We start from the raw sequence: 23,186 nt of genomic DNA, 5'->3' as shown, positions 1-23,186 counted from the left end.
TAGTTTAAGTAACGTTCTAAAACGCCTCTGGCTAACGTCAGAGGCGTTTTTATAAGGATTAAATATGGAACAGAATACGTGTGCATGGGCGATGAACCATCCACTTGAACGCGAATATCACGATGCTGAATGGGGTGTGCCTGTACACGACGATACGGTATTGTTTGAATTCATCACGTTAGAAGGTGCTCAAGCCGGCTTAAGTTGGATTACGATTTTGAAAAAACGCGAAGGTTATCGAGAGGCGTTTGAAAACTATGACTTGGACAAGCTGATCCAACGCGATGAAGTACGTACAGAGTTCATTGTTGAAAACTTCGACGTGGTTAAACATCGAGGCAAAATCAACTCAGTATTTAGCAACGCTAAAGCGGCAAAGCAATTGATAGAAGAATACGGAAGCCTTTCTGCAGCCTTATGGCAATTTGTTGATGGCAAGCCAATTGTGAATCACTGGACAGACATGAGCCAAGTGCCAGCCTCTACAGAGCAGTCCAAAGCGATGAGCAAATTCCTCAAAAAGAAAGGCTTTAAGTTTGTGGGCGAGACGATCTGCTACGCCTTTATGCAAGCAGTCGGCATGGTCGATGACCATATTGTTGGTTGTCCTTGTAAAGCAGGTAAGTAGTAAAACGCCCTAAAATTAGGGCGTTTATATCTAATCTGAAGGAACTTAGTAAGACGCTTCTCTTTCTAGTACGAGAGCGTTGTATCGCTCGAAGCCAGCTTCAAGATCGGCAATGAGATCTTCCACATCTTCAAGACCGATGTGCAGACGGACAAGTGTGCCTTCGAAGTTTGGATTCGCTACTGTGCGCAAGCTGTTAAAGCTTTTTGGCTCGTTGGCTAAAATCAAACTCTCAAAGCCACCCCATGAATAACCCATGCTGAAGTGCTTCATACCATCTAACAGCGCAGTGGTTGCTTTCGGGTACGAGCTTTTCAATACGAATGAGAACAGGCCGTTAGCACCGGTAAAGTCGCGTTTAAAGAATTCATGACCTGGGCAGCTTTCTAGGGCAGGGTGACGAACGTGATCGACTTCAGGGCGGCTTGCCAACCATTGTGCAACTTTCAGGCTGTTTTCTGCATGCTGGCGCAGACGGACATCTAAAGTTCGAATACCACGCAGACCAAGGTATGCATCATCAGGAGAAACGCACTGACCCATTAGGTAGCTTTGCTCACGTAATTGATCCCAGTACTTCTCAGACGCGACCGCAGTACCCAACATCACATCTGAGTGACCAACAATGTATTTGGTCGCGGCTTGGATCGAGATATCAACGCCGTGCTTAAATGGAGAGAAGTTCACGCCCGCGCCCCAGGTGTTATCCAACATTACGATGATGTCTTGTTCGTGTGCGATGTTTGCCAGAGTAGGAACGTCCATCACTTCCATGGTGATCGAGCCAGGAGATTCAAGGAAAAGGATTTTGGTATTCGGTTGAATAAGTTCACGAATACCATCACCAATCATAGGATCAAAGTAAGTCGTCTCGACGCCCATCTTCTTCATGATGGTGTCACAGAAGTCGCGGGTTGGTTCATAACAGGTATCAACCATTAAAATGTGGTCGCCCGTTTCGACAAAAGACAGGATGGCATTAGAAATCGCTGCAGTACCGCATGGGTAAAGAGCACAACCTGCGCCGCCTTCCACTTCCACCATGGCATCTTGAAAGGCAAAGTGCGTGTTTGTGCCGCGGCGTCCATAGAACAGGGTCTTGTTTGCACGGTTGATCATCGCTTGATTCTTTTCCGCAACGGTATTAAATACGATGGTAGAAGCTCGCTGTACCGGAGGGTTTACCACGCCATTTGTCCACTTCTTATCGCGGCCAGCGGTGACGAGTTTGGTCTTTTTGCCTTCTGACATAAAAATTCCCTGTCTAAATTACAATTTTCAATATTTAAAACATGGACCAAGGGTGGTTTGCAAGGGAAAAATAGAAATGAAACGACTTGTCCGAGCATCACTCGAAAAACAGTGGTATAGGGCGTAAAAAAGAAAACCGACAGCATCAATCTGTCGGTTTTGTTGAGATTTAGCGGCTTTATCTTATTTATTAAAGTAGCGGGTTAAATAAATAGAAAACACGCTCTAAGAAACGAGAAAAGATACTGCGCTTTTTCCACTCGTCTTTGCAGACAGTGTGTGACTGTTTGATGTAAGTATCTTGCAGCCATGACATCTGTTTTGTGAACTCTTCATCGTCCACCGCAAGCGTAACTTCGAAGTTCAGCCATAAGCTGCGCATATCCATATTGACTGTGCCGACCAAACAGAACTGGTCGTCAATTACCACCGATTTGGTGTGCAGCAGGCCGCCATAGAATTCGTAGATCTTTACTCCTGCCGCCATTAACTCACTGTAGAAAGCTCTTGATGCCCATTGAACCATCATGGAATCATTTTTATGTGGGATGATGAGTTCAACTTCTACACCACGTTGTGCGGTCATTTTTAGCGTTTCAAGAAGATCGGCACTTGGGACAAAATAAGGCGTTGTGATTCTCAGTGAACGGTTCGCTTGGTTGATTGCTAAGGTCAATACCTGATAAATCAGATACTCCGGCATCCCTGGCCCTGATGGAACCACTTGAATCGGATGTTGAAATTCATCGCTATTGTCAATGCGACATTCAGGGTGTTTAGGTAGCTGACGCTCACCTGTTTCCACTTCCCAATCCCAACAATGAATAGCACTTAACACGTTAACAGTAGGGCCGGTAATACGGACCATGATATCGATCCACTGACCAACGCCACTACTTTGCTTAAAGAAAGCTGGGTCTACTAGGTTCATCGAACCAGTGTAGGCGATCTCATCATCAATCACGATGATCTTACGATGCTGACGCAAATCCAAACGGCGTAGGAAAATACGCCACATTTTTACTTCTAATGCTTGCACCACATCAATGCCCGCATCTTTCATCATCTTGTACCAATGACTCCGAAAGAAGCGCGGGCTGCCGGCAGAGTCGAGCAACAGCTTTACGTCTACGCCACGTTTTGCGGCCTGGATTAGGGCTGAAGCCACCGAGTCGGCCAATCCGCCAGGGTGCCAAATGTAGAAAACCATTCGAATGCTATGCTGTGCGTTTTCAATATCTTCGATGATGGAGTGAAGAATCTCATCTGGCGACTGTTGAAGTGAGAGAGTGTTGCCACTCAGTGCAGGAAGGCCTAAACGGTTGTTACACAGTTCGTCAATGCGGTAGATATGACGCCCCATTGCTTCAGGAACATGTGCGTTACAATCATTTAACTGAGTAAACCATTGTTGGAACGGTGTGAACATCACTTTGGCACGTTCAGCACGTTTTCGACCAAGGTTGAGCTCACCGAATAGGAAATAACAGGCAACGCCAAGCACAGGCACGATGTAGATGACCATCAGCCATGCAAGAGAAACGCTAACAGCGCGACGTTTTAATACGACACGGATAGTAACACCAGCGACTAGGAACCAATAAAGCCCGATGCTAGCAAGGGTGAGAAAATGATAGAACTTGTCCATAAATGCCAAAAGTAATAAGCCCAATATGGATACTAAGCGCAAAAACAAATTCGGGGAACAATTTTTAATTGGGAAAGTGCAGAGGATTTTGTATCAAGGAGTGAAATTTATAACAGGGCTATCTGTTATTTTTGTGTAAAAAATAAGGCTTTTTCTTAACCTTTGACTAAAAAAGCAGCATTTAACGTGCGTGAAGTTACAATTGTTCGATAAATGTAACTTTTGGGGTTCCAATTCTAATTTGAAACTGCTTTACTTGCCATACATAGAGCGTCACACAAACATCTTATAAAGTGTATACTTTTTTTTACACAACATTTTCGACGCCTATCTCTATGCATACACAACATAACTATTTTGGAGAAGAAGCGTGGCTACAACTAATACAGCAGCACCACGTGATACGTGGGGGTCTAAACTAGGCTTCGTAATGGCAGCAGCGGGTTCCGCTGTCGGTTTAGGCAATATATGGAAATTCCCTTACACAGCAGGTGAGAGTGGCGGCGGTGCGTTCGTTGCAATCTACCTTCTATTTGTTATTTTTATCGGCTTTAGCGTAATGCTTACTGAATTCGCTATTGGTCGTAAGACAGGTCTTTCAGCAGTAGGTGCTTTCAAATCTACTGACCGTCGTTGGACATTTACTGGTGTTATCGGCGTACTAAGTGGTCTACTGATCATGGGTTTCTACCCTGTAGTAGGTGGCTGGGCGTTAGCATACATCTTTAAAGTAGGTGGTGGTCTACTAAGCACCCCTGAAGCAATCGGTGATAGCTTCGGCGGTTTTATTTCTGATCCAGTTCAACCGCTAATGTGGATGGGTATTTACCTATTCCTTAACATTGCTATCGTAATGAAAGGTATTTCTGGCGGTATTGAAAAAGCAGGCAAAATTCTAATGCCTCTTCTATTCCTTATCCTGATCGTTGTATCAGTGAAAGGTCTGATGCTACCAGGTGCTATGGCAGGTCTTGAGTTCTTGTTCATGCCAGACTTCTCGAAAGTAGACAGCAATGTGGTTCTAGCAGCGCTAGGTCAGGCATTCTTCTCACTATCTCTCGGTATGGGTTGTATGATGACGTACGGTTCTTACCTGAAGAAGAAAGAGAACCTAGTTCAAACTACCGGTATGGTTACGGCGATGGATACGGGTGTGGCAATCCTTGCGGGTGTTGCAATGTTCCCAGCAATGTTCGCATTCGGTATGGAGCCAGCAGCAGGTCCAGGTCTAGTATTCGTTGTTGTACCTCAGCTGTTTGCTGAAATGGGCGGCATAATCGGTCTTCTGTTCGCTCTGATGTTCTTCATCGGACTAACAGTTGCAGCACTGACTTCTTCAGTATCTCTACTAGAGGTTGTGGTTTCTTACCTAATCGATGAGAAAGGCCTGAAGCGTTCAACAGCAGTACTTTCAGCAAGTGTAGTAATGGCGTCACTATGTGTGTTTGCATCACTATCACTTGGCGGTGTTGGTCCTACACTATTTGGTACTGGCGCATTCGACATTTTCGACCTGCTAACGGATAAGATCTTCCTAGCGGTTGGCGGTATGTTGGTATGTATCTTTGCTGGCTGGCGCCTGAACCGTGCTGAGCTTGAGAAAGAAATCACGAACGACGGTCAAGTATCTTTCCCACTATTTGGTCTATGGTACAACCTAGTTAAATACGTAATCCCAGTTGCTATCGCTATCGTAGCCTTCATGGGTATCAAGTCTGGTTTCGACAGCGGTAAAGGCGAAATCATGCTACTAGGTATCGGTATTATTGCACTAGCGGGTATCTTCTCTAAGAAGTTATAACTTACTCAGATCTTTTAAAATTAACAGCGGAAGTCCCTTAGGGGCTTCCGTTTTTTTATTTTCGAAATTTATATATTTGATGTTTTTAATACTAAATTCATAGGTTTATTGTGAAGTTGCTCGCATAGTGATTTGAATCACAAAAAACGCGATTAAAGTTATCGAGTGGCATTCCGATAAGCCTTACAGAATTTGCGTGATTTCTTATGTTTATTGAATAAGCGTAAGAATGTTTATAGGAAAGTAATTAGATGAAAATGTCTGTTCGTAAAAAGCTGTATTCGAGCTTTGGTTCAATATTAGCCATTATGCTGGTCATGATTGGAATTATCACATTAGAAGTATTGAGCTCGCACGAAGTGGCTGACGAGGTAAGAACGGACGATGTTCCTGAAACTGTTCAGTACTTAATTTTAATTGATGAAGCCGGAGATGTGTATCGAGATGCATTAGGTGCAATTGTTGACGTGCCGGGAGCCAAAGCGGATTACCAACAAAACAAAGGAGAATTCGCCGCAGCCATAGCTGACGTTAAGCTTTTAGAAACAGTAGGCGGAGAGGACTACCGCAATGTTGAAAAGGCTGAGCGCTATATGAAAACCTTCACACAAGATTTTGAAACTCAGATTCTCACTAATTTGGGCCTTCAAAATGTTGAGCAAAATGTCGCGAAACTCCGTTCACTCTATGATGCAAACTTAGCACCGATTGAGGCAATCTTAGATGCGGCATCAATGGACGGGAGAGAAAGTACCAGTGAAGCGTTGTTAAATCTTTCTGATTCCTTTACCAGTATTGAAAACACAATCTATGTTCTAGGCTCTATCGCGTTAGTTGCCACTGCAGTAATCGCTTACTTGTTGTCGAATTCAATTACCAACCGTCTGAGCAAACTCGATGAGTTGGCGCAGCGTGTTGCAGAAGGTGATCTAACGGTAGAACCGATTGAAGATAAGTCGGGTGATGAACTAGCTAACCTAGCGACGTCACTAAATAAGATGCAAGCGTCTTTGACCAGTCTTATTGGTTCGATTTCGCTCGTGTCAGAAGAAGTGAAATCTGTTACCGGCGAACTGTCAATTGTGAGCCAAGATATTGTGTCTGGTGCGAGTAGCCAATCTGATAAAGCAAACTTGATTGCGACTGCGGCAGAAGAGTTGAGCTTGACGATTTCTCAAGTTGCTGAGCAGGGTGCAGCAACGTTTGAAGAAGCACGTAAGTCGGAATCAACCGCAGAGCAAGGCCGCACCGTGATCGTGGATATGGTTGAAAGCATTCAGCAAGTATCACAACAAATGTCCGATATGTCGGTTCAGATGAACAGCCTAGGTTCTCATGGAGAGAAGATCGGCGCGGTTATCAAAGTCATTGAAGATATTGCAGAGCAGACGAACCTGCTGGCATTGAACGCAGCGATTGAAGCGGCACGTGCAGGTGAGTTTGGTCGTGGCTTTGCTGTGGTTGCAGATGAAGTTCGTGCTCTGGCTGAACGTACAACAAAGGCAACACAAGAAGTTGGTGAGATCATTCAAGCGATTCAAGTCGGGACTCAAGAGGCAGTGACTTACACCGAAGATGGCTGTCGTCTGGTTGAAATTGGTGTGAGTCAAAGCTCGGGGGCAGTGAACTCACTGGAAGAAATCGTTTCTGGTGCGGCGCACGTTCAAAGCATGGTCAATTCGATCGCGACGGCGGCGGAAGAGCAAACCGCAGTGACGAAAGAAATTGCGGCTGACATTACCTCGATCAGTGATATCTCGAATCGCTCATTACAATTGGCGAATGACAGCTCGCAAAGCGTAGAAGGTCTGAACCGTAAAGTTCAAGAATTGGAAGCGCTGGTGGGTAAGTTTAAGCTCGCCTAATTGCTTAGAATCGGTATACTTCTGGCTCCAAACGTGGAGCCAGTTTTTTATGTTCGACATTCTACACACCCATCCAGACTTTCTGATCATCAATAAACATCCCAACGTCTCAGTACACAAGGACGATGGTGATACCATGTTGCTGCAAGAAGTAGCAAAACAAAGTGGTGATGAGCAGTTGTATCTTATCCACCGCCTCGACAAAATGACGTCTGGAATTTTGCTTTTGGGTCGCAACGCAAAAGCAGCAAGTGCGTTGTCGCAAGCATTTGCAGATCGTGAAGTCGAGAAGTTCTATCTTGCTATAGGCTCGAAAAAGCCTAAGAAGAAGCAAGGGCTGGTAGTGGGTGACATGGAACGCTCTCGTCGTTCTTCATGGAAACTGGTCAACAGCAAAACGAATCCAGCGATTACCCAATTCTTCTCACTAGCGGCAGAGCCAGGAGAACGTCTGTTTTTATGTAAGCCACACACTGGCAAAACACACCAAATTCGCGTGGCATTAAAATCAGTTGGCTCGGGTATTGTTGGCGATCCTATTTATAATGCAGGCAATGACGCTGACCGCGGCTACTTGCATGCATTTTCGTTGTGCTTCCCGTATCAAGATGAAACACATTGCTTTGTTTGCGATCCACGCGAGCATAAAGCGCTTGGCAGTAAATGGCAAAATGAAATTGTATCCCAAGGTGTCGATACTTGGCTTTCTCCGTGGGAACTCAACTGGCCTACGATCAAATAACCATCACAAAGAAAACGAATAAGAGAATTCGATGCAAGCATCACAACTTCCGCTGTTTTTCCAGCATCTAGAAGCCGAGCTAACAAAAGCTCCCAATGAAATTCGTCGACTGTTTCACGGTCGTGGCCGCCGCTTTGAAGGCTTAGAGCAAATCACATGTGATTGGTTACAAGGTCAATTGATTATCAATATCTTTAAAGAAGTTGATGACGCATTTCTTGCTGAGTTAAAAGCGGGATTGAATGCACTTTCTGAGTCTGCACAGTGGGCTGAAAAACAAGGCCGTACCATCGTGATTCAACATCGCTACGCTGACGGTGCACCTTCTGAAATCCTATTGGGTGAGCTAGATGCTCGACCTGTGGTTGAAGAAAGTGGCTTGAAGTACCAACTAGACATCGGTCGTAACCAGAACTTCGGTCTGTTCCTTGATATGCGTTACGGTCGTGATTGGGTTCGTGAAAATGCAAAGCATAAAAACGTGCTCAACTTGTTTGCTTACACTTGTGGCTTCTCTGTTGCTGCAATTGCTGGTGGTGCAGATAAAGTGGTTAACGTGGATATGGCAAAAGCGTCGCTGTCTAAAGGTCGTGAGAACCATAAACTGAATGGCCATAACATCAACCAAGTGAGCTTTATGGGACACGACATCTTTAAGTCGTGGGGGAAGATCAAGAAGTCAGGCCAGTACGATATGATCATCATTGATCCGCCATCATTCCAAAAAGGCAGTTTCGCGTTAACCAAAGACTACAAAAAGATTCTACGCCGTTTGCCAGGTTTGTTGGCAGAAGGTGGTCAGGTGTTAGCGTGTGTTAACTCGCCATCGGTGACTAGCGACTTCTTGATTGAAAGCATGAAGGAAGAAGCGCCAGAGCTAGCATTCCGCGAGCGTCTGGATAACCCACCAGAGTTTATGGATGTGGATAGCGAAGCTGCACTGAAGGTTTTACTGTTTAGCTGAGTTTAGATAAAGAAGCTTCCGAGTTTAATAACCCGTTTCCATGAACAAAAAGCGCCCAGTACGGCGCTTTTTTAATGTTCGTATCAACGGCTTTAACCAATCTGTACTTCAAGATCGGATTCAATCGTCGAAGAGCAGGCGAGTACGTAGCCTTGCTCTATTTCTTCAGGAGTCAATGTTTCAAGGCTGGTTGAAGAAACGTTGCCTTTGCGAACCTTACACTTACAAGAGCCACAAATGCCGCTTCTACAAGCGACGATCAACGGTAATCCAGCGCCTTCCAATACGTCTGCAAGGACTTGGCCTTTTTGTGCATCAATCGTTTGAGCAAAGTCTGGTACTGACACACTGGCTGTTTCATCTGACACTTCCGCTTCTTCGCTGGCAGCAGGAGTAAAGCTTTCTTGGAAGAAGTTCGCCATATCAAAGCCAAGCTCGGTCAAATAACCTTGGACATCGAGCATAAACTGGTTTGGGCCACATAGATAAACCGTGCGCTGATTAAAATCTGGGACCAACTCCTGAAGCCATTCCTTACTGAGTCGACCTTCAGGGTACTGTGTCTCTCCGCGATTTTTCAGTAACAGCTTCAAGTTAAAATCTGGGTAAACCGAGTGGTAAGTCTCTAGCAAATCAAAGTAAATCGTTTCTGGTTGAGAGCGAGCGATATGCAGAAACTCGATATCTACTTCTTGATCATTGCTCAGCCACTGTTTTGCCATCGCGAATACAGGCGTGATGCCACAGCCTGCACTAATGAGCAGTGCTTTCTTTCTACCATTGACCGTGATTGGTGGGTGATCAATGCAGTTGAAGTCACCCGTAGGAGGAAGAGCTTGAACCATATCGCCAATGAGAAGCTTATCGATGATGTAGTTGGATACCTTACCGCCTTCGACACGCTTTATCGTTAGTTGCAGACAGTCGTCACCGGAAAGAGAGCTGAGAGAGTAAGCACGAAACTCCATCTTGCCATCGATTTCAACGCCAAGGTTGATGAACTGACCCGCTTTAAATTCAAACAAAAGCGATTCTGACAGGTCTGCCAGCTTGAGGCTCACTGCATCGGCAGTTTCATGGTATTTGTCTACACAGCGTAATGTGACAGGTTGACTGCCTTGCCATTCAAAAAACATAACAATCTCTTTGGTTGTCGAGTACTCAATAGATAAAAACGCCCCCAATTAAGGAGGCGCATGATAAGCGAGGCGATTACGCTGCTAGGATAGTTTTAAGGTCGTCCTGAACATTGCCAATGCTGCGCATGTCGAACTTCTCTTGAATAATCGCAACCAAGTTTGGTGTTAGGAACGCAGGCGCTGTTGGACCTGTGTAGATGCCTTTCACACCAAGAGCGAATAGCGTAAGCAGGATCACAATCGCTTTTTGCTCGAACCAAGATAGAACAAGCGTTAGAGGAAGCTCGTTGATGTCGCAATCGAACTCTTTCGCAAGTGCCAGTGCAAGCTGGATTGCTGAGTACGCATCGTTACATTGGCCCACATCCAATAGGCGAGGGATGCCATTGATGTCGCCAAATGTGTTCTTGTTGAAGCGGTATTTACCACAAGCTAACGTTAGGATTAGCGTATCTTCTGGTGCTTCTGCAGTGAAGTCGGTGTAGTAGCTACGTTCTGCTTTGTCACCATCACAGCCACCTACTAGGAAGAAGTGTTTGATGTTGCCTTGCTTCACTTGGTCGATAACCGCTGGTGCTGCGTTCATTAGTGCGTTGCGACCGAAACCAACCGTGATGTTGTGTTCGATTTCGTCATGCTGGAAGCCTTCTTGCGCTAATGCACATTCAACGACTTGGCTAAAATCGTCACCTTCAAGGTGAGCGACGCCCGGCCAACCAACGATACTACGAGTGAATAGACGGTCTGCGTATTGGCCAACGTTCGGGTTCAATAGGCAGTTTGATGTCATCACAATCGCGCCAGGGAAGTTAGCGAACTCTTTTTGTTGGTTCTGCCACGCGCTACCGTAGTTACCCACTAGGTGAGGGTACTTCTTCAGCTCTGGGTAGCCGTGTGCAGGCAGCATTTCACCGTTGGTGTAAACGTTAATGCCTTTGCCTTCAGTCTGTTGAAGGATTTTCTCTAGGTCGTGAAGGTCATGACCAGAAACAAGAATACATTTACCTTTCACTGGCTTAACGTTAACGGTGGTTGGCTCTGGGTGACCGAACGTTGCTGTTTCACCATGATCCAGCATTTCCATCACTTTGTAGTTCATAAGACCGATGCGCATTGAGCAATCTAGCAGTTCGCCTAGATCTTCTGGGTCAGTACCTAACCAAGCCATGATTTCGTGGTATTCCGCGAAGATGTCATTGTTGGTTTGCTCTAATACTCGTGCATGCTCCATGTACGCTGCAGCACCTTTTAGACCGTACAGGCAAAGTAGGCGTAGGCCGACAACGTCTTCATGTACTTGGTCTTTACCACGGTTTACCGCTACTTGAGGAGCAAATGCTAGGATTTCTTCTGCGCTATTTGGCAGTTCAAAGTCCGCGACATTAGGAATGTTCTCTACTACTTTGTCTGCCAGTGTGGCTGCAGACATCACTTGGTCTTTTAGCAGTGCTTTGTAAGTAGCTGCTTGAGAGGTTAGCTCAAGGATACGTTCTGGATCGAAGTTTACGTTAGTCAACGTAGAGAAGAATGCTCTTGGAGCCCATTGGTTGATTTCATCATTAATGATGTTGAATTCAAGCGCGCGTGCTGCCCAAAAAGAAACCCCTTGCAAAGTGTAAACCAACACGTCTTGTAGATCGGATACCTCTGAAGTTTTGCCACACATACCTTGTGCGAAAGAACAGCCTTTTACAGCTGGGGTTTGGATTGTCTGTTCACATTGAATACAGAACATATTGGGTTCTCCAGTGATTGTAGTAATAGTCGTTTTGCTTTCTCCAATAGAGCAGAATGCATGCCAATTATTATGTTATTGATTTTAAATGACTTTATTTGTTTTCAGGTACGTATTTGATGTGATTGTGACAACACGAATGATGTGCAAATGACAACGGAGTTTTAGATGTGATGATAAAAGCAACGCGCGAGAAACGTTTTAACGGGCGATAGTGGAAGTGCTTGTTAAACAGGAGAAAAGTTAATGCGGTTTTGTGGAGGCAAGAGATTCCCGATTGCGCTCCTTCGTCGGCTCGCTCCGCTTCGGGCTAGGAGCCATTCCGGACGAGCCTAAGCGAGCCATCCGGAATCTATTTTTTTAAGACGTAAGTTTCTTCTCTCTCAGAGAAGAGAGCGAAGTAGAGGCTTCTATTTGCTAATGCCGAGCTTTTTACCCATGCGATACAAGTTGCCTCGATCCATTTGTAAAAACTCCGCTGCTTTTGCCCACACACCGCCAGTTTGGCTTAAAGCGTGTTCAATCAAGTCACGCTGATAACTTTCTATTAACTCTCGCATTGGCTGACTTTCTTTCGGCAAGTAATGTGATGTGTTTTTTACATCGTCCAGTGCCAATGAAGTATCAAAGTGGCTGAGCATAATAGTGCTCGCGCCTTGCTGAATTGCATGTAATGCCGCACGCGTTAAGGTATGCTCAAGCTCTCGAACATTACCGTACCAAGGCAGAGATTCTAATTGAGTTAGCACCTTAGGGTGAACGTGAAGGTTTGGCGCATTAAATTGCTGGCGTACTTTTTCTAACAAATATCCCGCCAGAACCGGAATGTCGCCATCACGAGCGCGAAGTGGTGGCACTTTGATTGGGAATACATTTAAACGATGGAACAAATCCGCACGGAATGTGCCATCTTCCACTTCTTTTTCTAACTGTCGGTTGGTGGCTGCGATGATGCGCACGTTAACCATCAAATGCTGATCGCTACCCACACGTTGCAACTCACCTTGCTGGATAACTCGCAGCAGTTTTGCTTGTAAAATCAATGGCAATTCACCCACTTCATCTAAGAAGATTGTACCGCCATCAGCCAATTCGAACTTACCTGCACGATGACTATTGGCTCCGGTAAAAGCGCCCTTTACGTGGCCAAACAGTTCGCTCTCCGCCAGACCTTCGGGTAGGGCGGCGCAGTTTACGTAAATCATCGGCTTATCATTACGATGAGATTGAGCATGGACGGAGTGAGCAACAAGTTCTTTACCCGTTCCCGTTTCTCCCGTTACCAATACTGCGTAATCTGATTGAGCAACGGTCGCAATGTTGTTTCGTAATTGATTGATTTGTGGGCTTAAGCCAACCATATCACCGTGTTGTGAGCGCGCCTGTTGGATAAGGGTTTGCGTGACGCTCTTTTGCTTCTGGTTTTGTGCTTTAAGGGCTTTTAATTGCGCAATGTTACGCAGTGTTGCCGCCGTTAGTGCTGCGAATGTTTCGATTGCTACTGGGTCGATATGATCAAACGCACCAACAGCAAGCGCATCCATGGTTAACGCGCCAACAAGTTGTCCTTCGACGTACAAGCTAAAGCCCATGCAGTCATGGACATCAATGCACTGATCTTCCGTTAAAAGTGTTCCATCAAATGGATCGGGCAGGGCGCAGTCAGCATCAAAGCGAACTGGTTCACGACTGTGGATAATAGCGTCCAAGCGTGGATGAGCTTTAGGAAAGTAACGGCGACCGAGTACTGAGCTCGATAGGCCCTTTACTGCAACTGGCGTTAGGAAGCATCTTCATCAAAGATAAACAAACAACTTGCATCACAAGGGAATACTTGCGCCACCCCGTCTATCAGGTTTTGGTATTGCTGCTCATGAGAGCGATTTGAGCTCAGATTGAGTGCGATATTGAGAAGTACGTGGTCGACAGTAGGAGTCATAACAAGCCCAGAGTTATCTTGAATGGGCTCATGCTAGCAACTTGATGTCATTTGAACATCGAAAGGTGTGAGAGATTGATGTTCCATTGACGACGATCAAGTGACATAACAGAACTGTGATACAAATAAGTGCAACTGATTGCGCTTAAGAGCTAGGAATGAGGGATTCAGCCTTCGCAAATAATATTCTCCGAAATTGAATTTTTCCGTTGACCTTAAGTTAACTTGAGCTTTTATCCTCCACCTGTAATACATGTCAGGAGGACAGGTTATGCATAATAACTACATTAAAGAGTTAGCCGTAAAGAGCTACCAAGAGGACCTACAAAAAGAGTATTACCGCGCTAAGCAGCGGACGTGGCATTTTCCGAGTTTTGTCTCTGGAATTGTGGTGACGCTGGTGGTGAGTGGGATGCTTTACTGAGGGGGGGATTGAAAAGAGATTCCCGACTGTATTCCTTCGTTGCAATCAGGAATCTCTCTTGAAGTTTTGTTTACGGCTTCAGTGTATGAAACCCAGAATAAATACGCGTAAATGTAGTAAACCAACACGCTGCACCAAAGATGTACGCAATGATGGCAAAATGTTGTGGGAACAAACAGAACAGCACGAAGCAACCGATGGTCTCTGTGCCTTCTGTCAGGCCGCTCATGTAGTACAGAGATTTGTGCTTGTAGATAGGGTTATCGATACCACGTTTACCCGCCATGATCGCGAAAGCTAAGAAGCTGCTTCCTGTACCAATAAACGAGAAGATCAAGAATGCGCCCGCGACGGCGTTTTGTTCTGGGTTTGCTAGTACAAAGCCAAATGGAATCAAAGAATAGAACAAGAAGTCTAGGCTTATATCAAGGAAGCCGCCCGCATCGGTGATGCCTTGAATCCTCGCTAGAGCACCATCCAATCCATCACAGATTCGATTCAGTAGAATAAACGCTAATGCAAGCGTGTATTGCTCTGCCATCAATGCAGGTAAGGCAAAACAGCCAAGGGCGAAGCCAAACAATGTGGTTTGGTTAGCTGTCACGCCACATTTATCAATAAGTTTTGCGCTCTGTGCCAATGGCCACTTAATGATTTTGATACTCAGGCTATCAAGCATGGCTTGTCTCCCAAGGCCAGTTCAGGCAGCGACTGCCCTCAGGAATATCATCCTCATCGTGAGTCACCATTAATGCAGGAATGTTGGCTTGTTGAAGTTGCTCCACAACCCAATTGCGAAACTGTACGCGCAGATCTTTATCTAATTTGCTGTATGGCTCATCTAGTAGGGCAACTTTCGGTTTTGCCAATAACATGCGAGTGAGAGCAATACGTGCGCGCTGGCCGCCTGAGATTTGATCAGGGAAAGACTCTGCAAGTTTAGTTAGCGAGATGTGCTTTAAAGCCAGCATTGCACGTTCTTTGCGTTCTGCGCCTTTGATTGAGTCGGGTAGTGCAAAGGCAAGATTCTCCCACACGGTGAGATGTGGGAAGAGCAAATCATCTTGGAACAGAATACCCACCTGGCGCTTATGCGCAGGTAACGCATCCAGCTTTTCATTATCGAGAGTGATTGAGCCTGAATAGTCGAACTCGGAAGACAGGTGACCAGCAATGGCATCCAATAAGGTGGATTTGCCACAGCCGCTTGGACCCATCAGGGTAACAATTTCACCTTTCTCTACCGTCATGTTGAAGGCAGAGAAAAGCGTGTCGCCATTGGTTTTACGGATGGCGAGGTTTTCGAGACAAAGACTCATTCGGTAGTAAACCTTTAATAGACAACCGGCGATACTTAACGTGTAAACGGCTAAGTAAAATCGCAAAAGAGAAGAACATTAACGGCAAGAGCGCTTGCCAAATGGCGTAAATCGCAGTGACACGACGGTCAAAGCCACTTGATAGGGCGACTGCTTCTGTTGTTATTGTGCTGATGCGACCAGCACCCAGTACGAGTGTTGGTAGGTATTGCGCCAAGCTAACACTAATACCCACTGCCCAAGCAAAAGCAATCGCAGGCAGAAGGATCGGCAGTTTGACTTTTAGCCAAGCCTGCATCGGTGATTTTCCAAGGCTTAAGGCAACGCGAGTTAACCCATTGTCGAAGCTGCGCCAAGGCCCATCCAATGACAGATAAACGAATGGGAAAGCGAAGAAGACATGTGCCCAGCATACCCAGAAGAAATACGCATTGCTGTCGAGATACAGCGTGACGACTTGCATACCAAACAACACAGATAGCTGGGGGATCAACATTGGTACGGCAATGATGTATCCCGGCACCTGCCAGCGGTAACGTAATCGGTATTCATGAGCAATCAGCGCCAGTACAAGGGCAATAGACGCACTGATCACCGCAATCAACATGCTTTGCTCGAGCGTGCCGAGAATGCTTTGCCACTCGTATTCCCAAAAACGTAAGCTGTAACGGCTTGGTAATAAATCTGGGAATCGCCAACGTTGAGCGAAGCTCCAGACCACCATAAGTGGCACCATTAACAGTGCTAGCAAGGCAATCATAGAGAACAAGGTTTTACCCGGTAAGCGGAAGCCGCTACGGCCGGAGTATTGCCAGCGTTTGAAGCCTTTGGTAATGCTCCATTCGACGAGTCGTGCAAAACCAATCAAGATGCTCGCAATGGCAAACAACATCACTGCACCTGCCGCCGCTCTTGGTAGCAGGGATAAGTCAGGATCGTTAAACCACTGCCATACCAACACAGCAAATGTAGGAGGGTTGGTTGGGCCAATGATTAGCGCCACATCCACAACGGATAAGCTGTAAGCCAGAACGGCCAACATTGGGAAACGCAACTTCGCTAACCATTGTGGGAAGACACATTTCCACCACGCCTGCGCTGAGCTGTAACCCATCGAATGGCTGACTTTTTCAATCTTCTCAACTTTTAATTGCTGAAGAATAGGAATGCTCATCAACAATAAAAATGGTACTTCTTTAATAGCGAGCATGACGATCAAACCCAGTGCGTGTGGGTCTTTGATCAACAACGCTAAGTCATTCACCGTTTGCGCATTTGGATCGTAACCAAACATTTGATTGAGTACACGAACGCCCATGCCTGTTGGTGCGAATAGAAAAGCGAAGCCAATGGCAAACGCGACATGCGGCATAGCAAGAAGAGGGGAAAGACTCATTTCAATCTTGCGCCAGAACTTGCTGCCCCATGAGGCTTGAAGAATCGCGAAAGTGATCAAACAAGCAAGGTAGCTGCTGAAAATGGCGGAATAGAAAGTCAGTCCAATCGACGTCCACACACCTTCCCAGTCAAACACAGCATGAAAGCCATCCAGTGAAAAGTGGTGCAAACCAATAGGGGGTACATAGCCGAGCGCAGACACCACCACCCCGAGTAGCCCCGGGATGGTCGGTAATATACAAACTGCGATAATAACTAGATACAGCGCTCTTAACATGGGTGTGTATTAATTTCCGTAGCGTTTCAGCCATTCTTTTTCTAACGCTGCTTGCCAGCTTGGATGTGGCTCCGCGATAGATTTGAACTGCTGAGTATTCTTAGCCGTGCCGGTTAGGTACTGGCTGCTTAGCACTGAAGGATCACCCCAGATGTTGATGTCACCTTTGCGAGATTGTGCTTCAGGGCTTAATAAAAAGTTTATAGCAACTTGCGCACCTGCACTGGCATTTGCGTTCCAAGGAACTGCTAGGAAGTGAATGTTAGACAGTGCGCCAGCATCCATCGCGTACGCTTTGGTGCTCTCTGCAAGGTTGCCGCTTGATTGTGCTGAATAAACCGCGTTCGGGTTGAAGGTGATGGCTAAGTCAATTTGACCGTCATCCAGCAGTTGCACGGTTTCCGCGGTACCACCCGGGAACTGCTTACCACCGCGCCATGCGACTTTGTGAAAGTCATCTAAGTAAGCCCACAGAGGTTGTGTGACGGTTTTAAATGATTCGCCTGTCACTGGTTTTTGCAGTGCAGCGTCGTTATGACTCAACTCAATGAGTAGAGATTTGATGAAGCTGGTGCCATGAAACTCTGGTGGGCGAGGGTAAGTAAGGCGGTTAGGAAACGCTTTTGCGTAACTTAGCATTTCTGCGTACGAGCTTGGCGGGTTGTTTAGCGTCTCTTCATCGTAGATAAAAACAAGTTGGCCGACACCCCAAGGTGCTTCTAGACCATCTGTTGGTTCAGAGAAATCGATATCTACCGGTAGTGTTTTGTCGACATATTGCCAACTTGGTAGACCGTCAACAAAAGGGCCAAACAGCAGTTGGTTGTCTTTCATTGATTTAAAGTTTTCACCGTTAATCCAAACCATATCAACACTGCCACCGCTGTTTTTGCCTGCAGCTTTCTCTGCAATAAGACGAGTGGTGGTTTCAGAAATATCAGTGACTTTGACGTGGTTAAGCGTCACGTTATAGCGAGATTTAAGCTCTTTGCCTGCCCATTGGATGTAGCGGTTAATTTCTTGGCTGCCACCCCAAGCATGAAAATAAACGGTTTGACCGTCGGCTTGCTGTTCTATTTTTTGCCATTCTTCTGAATGAGCAGCGGCGAAAGAGGAGGTGGCAAAAGTGGTGGCTAAAATGCCAATGGTGCTAAGTAGCTTTTTCATACGTAATCCGTGTTTCTTATCTTTGTTTTCATTTTGGAGCTCTGTATACCCGTGCGATGAAAATCATTTGTTTTCAGCACTAAATATAAGGGTATAAACCACGCTGGAAGCTCCGTTCCCTCAGGTGGATAGTAATCTATCTCGCTTTATTATCAACGCGAATTTGATAATAGATTCAGAGAATTACTCGCCTTGTGAGGTCATACCAATCCACGTCAGTTTTTGGCCTTAAAAGTCACCAATTGAAGGGCAAAGTGTGAGCAAATTAGTAGCAATGAAAAGAGTGCAACTCTCGATAAGTCGCACTCTTTTGGCGTCAATAATGGATAGACCGGATTACTTCGCTAATTCTTCCATGTTGATGCCTTTTTTCTTCGCGATGTATTTTGGAATCAGAGACATGCCAAATAACACAAGGCCTGCCACTGCAAATTTCACTAGCAGCATTGCAGACACACCGTTTGTTGCGATATCACCCGCCATGTAAGCGAAAATGAATGCACCTGGTGCCATTGTTAGTAGCGAAACCAGAGCGTAAGTGCCTAGGTTTAGGCTAGTTAGACCGTAAGCGTAGTTCTGTAGGCTGAATGGGAATACAGGCACAAGACGAGTCAGGATCAAGAAGCTGGTACCGTTTGCAGCTACGCCATCATCGATTTTCTTGAAGATTGGGTTGTCGCCAAACTTCTTCATGATGGTATTACGAAGCAGGAAGCGCGCCACGATGAATGCTGCCACTGCGCCAAGCGTTGCAGAGAACAGCGCTAAGATACCGCCTTTGATTGGGCCAAATACGATACCCGCTACGATGGTGAATGCACTGCCTGGTAGTAGGAAAACACACGCAAATACGAATGCTGCTACGAATACTGCGTAACCCCAAACGCCAAAGCTTGCGATCCAATCTTGTAGGCTCTTGATGTCTGTGATGATTTCAAGGATGCCAGTTTGTTTTGCTGCAAATAGAGCGAGAGCGATAACAGCAACAATAAGAGCGATTTTTACGAATTTCATAAGTTCAACTTCACTTAAACCTAATAATTAAAAAGATGTAGCTACAAAAACGTAGCTACAGAGACACATCTACACAGACATACACTTGATTAGGCCCGCTTTAGATTTGTAGCGGTTGAACCAAGCTTTTACAGGGCTAGCGAGCACGTTGACTGGCGGCTCATCACCTTGCATGATCACAGGGCCGAACATCAGATCCAGAATGTGCCAAGATTTCGTACCAACACCCATCATGGATGCGCGACAAGCCGAGCAGTAAACCACAACGTAGTCTGTCTCAAACTCTTCCACGCGGCGTTTGATTACGCGTGTTGCGACGTCTGGGTTTGCTGGCACTACCATGCCGCCGAAACCACAACAGCGTGTGTTTTCACGTGTGTGTTCTGGTTCTGAGGTTTTGTAGCCAAGCTCGTTCAAGATCCAGCGGATACCGTCTTGCAGTTCTTTTTCGTAGCGAGTAGAGCAAGAGTCGTGAATGGTGAATACCACGTCACTGTTTTTCGCTTTACCACGTAATGCTTCTGGCAGACCAATTTCAGGAAGCAGTTTCCATAATGAAACTGGCTTTTGTGTCCCACCGGATTTTTTGATCATGCCGTAGCAGCTTTGACACGCCACGATGACTTCTTGTGCATCCAGCTTGTCAAAGTCAGCTTGAAGCTGGCCGTAACGCTCTTTGAACTTCTCTGTTTGACCGATAGCAGCGGTGGGCTTGCCACAGCACTTCTGCACTGCGCCCATCTCAGGGAATACTTCTTTTAGGTAGCTTGCGATTGCCGCTACGCCTTCTGGCGAATAGGATGGCAAGCTGCATCCTGGCATAAATACTTTATTACTCATTTTGTCGATACCGCTCGTTTTGCCATAGTGAAGATTTTTGAGAAACCCAGCTTCTGGTGCATGTTGATCGCTTTGTGACCAGGCATTGGTGATTCACCGTTGTTTGCCTTAACAAAGTCAGCACGTGCGCCTAGGAACATTTCCTTCATCGGGAAGTCTTTCGGACACACGATGGTGCATTGGTCACACGCGTTGCATGAGTAAGCCATCAGTGGGTCCATCGACTTGTTGTTCACAAAGTCAGAGAAGATGGTCTTCGGACAATCGCTGAAGTCATTCATCATGATGCACTCGTTCATACATAGCTTGCAGCTACATTGCAGACAGCGAGAGGCCTCTAATTTGATTTGCGCTTCAGTAAAGCCTAAGTCCACTTGGGCAAAATCTTGCTTACGCTCTTCAGCGTCACGTAATTCACTGTGTAGGCGAGGGGTATCTACCGTACCTTTTGGTAGTGGTACGTCTAGGCGAGATGCGTAGCTGTACTCTTGTTCGAAGTCGCGATCTTCAGTCAGTGGACGAGCCGTTAGGAAGCGCTCAACACTCATTGCTGCTTTACGACCCAATGCCATCGCTTCAATCACGATGTTACCGCCACATGCGTCGCCGGCTACGAATACGTCTTCTAGGCTTGATGCTAGTGTTTGTTTGTCGACAACGTAACGTCCGCCGCGAGTTTGTTCTAGTGCGCCGTCAGTAATGTCTGCCACGATTTGGCCCGTAGCGAAAACAACCGTATCCACAGAGATGGTTTTGCTTTCTTCGCTGTATTGAGGAGCAAAGTTGCCTTGCTCGTCGAAGATAGACAGTACTTTCTTGATAGTGATGCCGGTTACTTTGCCGTTCTCATGTTCGATAGCAACTGGGCCCCAACCTGCGTTGAACTCGACGCCTTCTTCTAGTGACTCATCGATTTCGACTTGGCTTGCAGGTAGGTTTTCAAGACTCTCAAGTGAGCATTGGTAAACGTCGCTTGCACCAATACGCCATGAAGAACGAGCACAGTCCATTGCAACGTCACCACCACCGATAACCATCACGCGTTTACCTGCACGAGGGAATTGGCGAGTTTCAGAAATCTCTTTTAGGTACTCAACCGCAGAGAACACACCATCGTTGTCATGACCCGGTAGAGGGATGATTGAACCTACGTGTGCACCGTGAGCCAGAATCACAGCATCATGTTCGCTACGTAGAGTGTCGAAGCTAATGTCTTTGCCGATCTTAACGCCAAACTGAGTTTTAATACCCAGCATCGCTAGGTAGCTGTATTCGAAATCGATAACATCGCGTGGTAGACGGTATTCAGGGATACCCACACGCATCATGCCGCCGTATACGTCTAGCTTTTCGTAAATCGTTACTTCGTGACCTTGACGACGAAGTTCGATCGCTGCTTGAGCACCTGCAGGACCAGCACCTACGATCGCAATGTGTTTGTTCGTTAGAGGGGCAATGTTGAGATCCCAGTGATCTTGGTTATCCATTTTCTCTGCGACGAAACGTTTGATGCCCGCTACGCTGATCGGTTGACCGAACTCTGTGTTACGACGACAAGACGCTTCACAAGGGTGGGCACAAATACGGCCAAGAGTTTGAGGAAGGAATAGTTTGCTGCGGATCAGATCCAAAGCGCCTTGGAAATTCCCTTCGCCTGCCATGCGAACGTACTGTTTTACGTCCGTGTGCATTGGACATGCGGTTTGACATGCCGGATCGGCATCACCCATACAACCATCGACAATCGTTTGAGCGGTGTCGAATAGCTTTTGGCTAAAAATTACATTGTTCATTCACTGCGGTTCCGTGTTGATTAGCTCTTGCCGTTGATAACGTTCACTTCAGGATTCTTTTGCTCGTAGTGAGCGTGGCTGTATTCGATCCATGAGCCGTCGTAGTTGTAGACGCCTTCTGCACCGAGGACTTCAGTAAGAATCATGGTGGTGTGGGCAGAGCGAACACCAGATTGGCAGTAAGCGATGACTTTTTTGCCTTTGATGATGTCGCCGTAAAGGGCTTGCAGTTCTTCTGCTGATTTCAGCGTTGTGTCTTCGTTCAGCGCTTTAGTCCAGTTAATGTGAACACTGCTTGGGATTGTGCCAGGGCCGTACGCACCAGAAACCGCAACCTCACCGTTGAATTCGTCGTTGCCGCGAGTATCTAGGATCACCCAATCAGGGTTGTTTTGCGCTGCGATAACCATGTCGAGTGTTGCTAGGGCATTGTTATCTTGTTGTGTATTAGGTGCGTTGTATTCAACAGCTGCCACGCTTTGGTTTGCAGACCCTGTTGGGTAACCAGCACCCATCCAAGCGTTCAAGCCGCCGTCAAGGTAACGAACGTCTTGGTGACCCAGATTATGGATTTGCCAGTAAAGGCGAGCTGCATCGTGGTGAGAGCCCGCGGCATAAACCACGATTGTGCTGTCTGCTGTCGCGCCGAAGCTGCCTAGAATCGTTTCCATTTCTTCTGTGCTGTTGCTCATACCGCCGAAGTCGTAGGCGTCTTCAGCTGCTGAGTAATCGTTGCGCCACATAGTGTAAGAACCAGAAATAGGGCTATCTGGTTTAATAGGGTTTAGCGCACCGATCACAACCAGGTCTTTGTCACCGTCCATCAGCGACTTAAGTTGTTGTGCAGAAATGAAGTGTTCTGGGTGAGCGTACTGTGTGAACTTCTGCTCTTGAGCAGCAGCATCCACAGTCACAGCCTCAGCCGAAAACATCGTATTGTAAGCTGAGTAGCCAACCGCTGTAACAGCGGCTAACACACCCAACGCAATCGTCGATTTTTTCATGAGTTGCTTCCATATTTTAATTTAAAGTTTTGCTGCCGAACCTTCGATGTTTCGACAGTTCGATGTTTCGACAGATAGAATGCTTTTGAAGGGGGAGTACAGGCATGAACGTTTTTTATTCATTTTTGGTGTTCATGATTTAAAACAGGTGAAAATGCGCTCTACCCCTTTATGGGTAAGGCATTCTGAGGAAATCGTTTAAATGGCGATATTGTGGTTTCCCACAATAATGATGTGG

18 protein-coding genes and 1 pseudogene are annotated in these 23,186 nt (G+C 46.3%); 6 read left to right on the top strand and 13 right to left on the bottom strand.

Features of this window, described 5'->3' with window-relative positions:
* The first annotated feature begins 64 nt into the window (after positions 1 to 64).
* Entirely contained in the window at positions 65 to 628 is a 564-nt protein-coding gene (locus B853_RS08680; protein WP_038884486.1) for a DNA-3-methyladenine glycosylase I, read from the top strand.
* A 45-nt stretch (positions 629 to 673) separates the two neighbouring features.
* On the opposite strand, the gene B853_RS08675 is transcribed toward B853_RS08680, so the two are convergent.
* Together B853_RS08675 and cls are read right to left on the bottom strand one after the other, a co-directional pair.
* A complete protein-coding gene (locus tag B853_RS08675; protein WP_038884484.1) occupies positions 674 to 1,879 on the bottom strand; it encodes a cystathionine beta-lyase in 1,206 nt (401 codons plus the stop codon).
* Between the two features lie 190 nt (positions 1,880 to 2,069).
* Positions 2,070 to 3,527: a cardiolipin synthase gene (gene cls / locus B853_RS08670; RefSeq protein ID WP_010449085.1), complete on the bottom strand. Its 1,458-nt coding sequence runs from the start codon at positions 3,525 to 3,527 to the stop codon at positions 2,070 to 2,072.
* Positions 3,528 to 3,957: 430 nt separating this feature from the next.
* Between cls and B853_RS08665 the strand changes: the two genes are divergently transcribed.
* From B853_RS08665 to B853_RS08650, 4 genes are all read left to right on the top strand, one after another.
* The gene (locus B853_RS08665; RefSeq protein ID WP_050568948.1) at positions 3,958 to 5,328 is read left to right on the top strand and encodes a sodium-dependent transporter; all 1,371 of its coding nucleotides are present in this window, start codon (positions 3,958 to 3,960) and stop codon (positions 5,326 to 5,328) included.
* A 251-nt stretch (positions 5,329 to 5,579) separates the two neighbouring features.
* A complete protein-coding gene (locus tag B853_RS08660) occupies positions 5,580 to 7,193 on the top strand; it encodes a methyl-accepting chemotaxis protein (protein ID WP_038884481.1) in 1,614 nt (537 codons plus the stop codon).
* Between the two features lie 49 nt (positions 7,194 to 7,242).
* Complete coding sequence (locus tag B853_RS08655; protein WP_038884478.1) at positions 7,243 to 7,935, top strand: TIGR01621 family pseudouridine synthase; 693 nt, start codon at positions 7,243 to 7,245, stop codon at positions 7,933 to 7,935.
* Between the two features lie 31 nt (positions 7,936 to 7,966).
* The gene (locus B853_RS08650; protein ID WP_038884476.1) at positions 7,967 to 8,899 is read left to right on the top strand and encodes a class I SAM-dependent methyltransferase; all 933 of its coding nucleotides are present in this window, start codon (positions 7,967 to 7,969) and stop codon (positions 8,897 to 8,899) included.
* Between the two features lie 92 nt (positions 8,900 to 8,991).
* Here B853_RS08650 and B853_RS08645 read toward each other — a convergent pair whose 3' ends face one another.
* The 3 genes and pseudogenes from B853_RS08645 to norR form a co-directional block, all read right to left on the bottom strand.
* Positions 8,992 to 10,035, bottom strand: coding sequence for an FAD-binding oxidoreductase (locus B853_RS08645; RefSeq protein WP_038884475.1), 1,044 nt, complete (start codon positions 10,033 to 10,035; stop codon positions 8,992 to 8,994).
* A 76-nt stretch (positions 10,036 to 10,111) separates the two neighbouring features.
* A complete protein-coding gene (gene hcp, locus B853_RS08640; RefSeq protein WP_038884474.1) occupies positions 10,112 to 11,773 on the bottom strand; it encodes a hydroxylamine reductase in 1,662 nt (553 codons plus the stop codon).
* A gap of 410 nt (positions 11,774 to 12,183) precedes the next feature.
* Positions 12,184 to 13,712, bottom strand: a pseudogene (gene norR / locus B853_RS08635) (nitric oxide reductase transcriptional regulator NorR).
* 271 nt (positions 13,713 to 13,983) lie between these two features.
* Between norR and B853_RS25985 the strand changes: the two are divergent.
* Positions 13,984 to 14,136 carry a hypothetical protein gene (locus tag B853_RS25985; protein WP_170001019.1) on the top strand — a complete coding sequence of 51 codons (153 nt, stop codon included), beginning with the start codon at positions 13,984 to 13,986 and terminating at the stop codon, positions 14,134 to 14,136.
* 70 nt (positions 14,137 to 14,206) lie between these two features.
* Here the strand turns inward: B853_RS25985 and B853_RS08630 are convergent, their stop codons facing one another.
* The 8 genes from B853_RS08630 to B853_RS08595 form a co-directional block, all read right to left on the bottom strand.
* A complete protein-coding gene (locus B853_RS08630; RefSeq protein WP_038884470.1) occupies positions 14,207 to 14,815 on the bottom strand; it encodes a CDP-alcohol phosphatidyltransferase family protein in 609 nt (202 codons plus the stop codon).
* On the bottom strand, positions 14,808 to 15,455 hold the full coding sequence (locus B853_RS08625) for an ATP-binding cassette domain-containing protein (protein WP_038884468.1): 648 nt from the start codon (positions 15,453 to 15,455) through the stop codon (positions 14,808 to 14,810). The genes B853_RS08630 and B853_RS08625 overlap by 8 nt, the downstream gene beginning before the upstream one ends.
* Positions 15,421 to 17,130, bottom strand: a complete 1,710-nt coding sequence (locus B853_RS08620) for an ABC transporter permease (protein WP_038884467.1) — start codon at positions 17,128 to 17,130, stop codon at positions 15,421 to 15,423. The genes B853_RS08625 and B853_RS08620 overlap by 35 nt, the downstream gene beginning before the upstream one ends.
* 9 nt (positions 17,131 to 17,139) lie before the next feature.
* On the bottom strand, positions 17,140 to 18,297 hold the full coding sequence (locus B853_RS08615; protein ID WP_038884466.1) for an ABC transporter substrate-binding protein: 1,158 nt from the start codon (positions 18,295 to 18,297) through the stop codon (positions 17,140 to 17,142).
* 336 nt (positions 18,298 to 18,633) lie between these two features.
* Entirely contained in the window at positions 18,634 to 19,311 is a 678-nt protein-coding gene (locus tag B853_RS08610; RefSeq protein ID WP_031847243.1) for a TVP38/TMEM64 family protein, read from the bottom strand.
* A gap of 69 nt (positions 19,312 to 19,380) precedes the next feature.
* Positions 19,381 to 20,151, bottom strand: a complete 771-nt coding sequence (locus B853_RS08605; RefSeq protein WP_005478886.1) for a heterodisulfide reductase-related iron-sulfur binding cluster — start codon at positions 20,149 to 20,151, stop codon at positions 19,381 to 19,383.
* Positions 20,148 to 21,944, bottom strand: coding sequence for an FAD-dependent oxidoreductase (locus B853_RS08600; RefSeq protein WP_038886872.1), 1,797 nt, complete (start codon positions 21,942 to 21,944; stop codon positions 20,148 to 20,150). Before B853_RS08600 ends, B853_RS08605 begins: the two co-directional genes overlap by 4 nt.
* Before the next feature lie 20 nt (positions 21,945 to 21,964).
* Positions 21,965 to 22,948 carry a sulfurtransferase gene (locus B853_RS08595; RefSeq protein ID WP_010449058.1) on the bottom strand — a complete coding sequence of 328 codons (984 nt, stop codon included), beginning with the start codon at positions 22,946 to 22,948 and terminating at the stop codon, positions 21,965 to 21,967.
* Positions 22,949 to 23,186 lie beyond the last annotated feature (238 nt).

Origin of the sequence: Vibrio rotiferianus CAIM 577 = LMG 21460 (genome assembly GCF_002741985.1) — a bacterium.
Lineage (GTDB): Bacteria > Pseudomonadota > Gammaproteobacteria > Enterobacterales > Vibrionaceae > Vibrio > Vibrio rotiferianus.
Note: the sequence above shows the minus strand (reverse complement) of the source record. Positions and strands in the feature narration are given on the sequence as shown.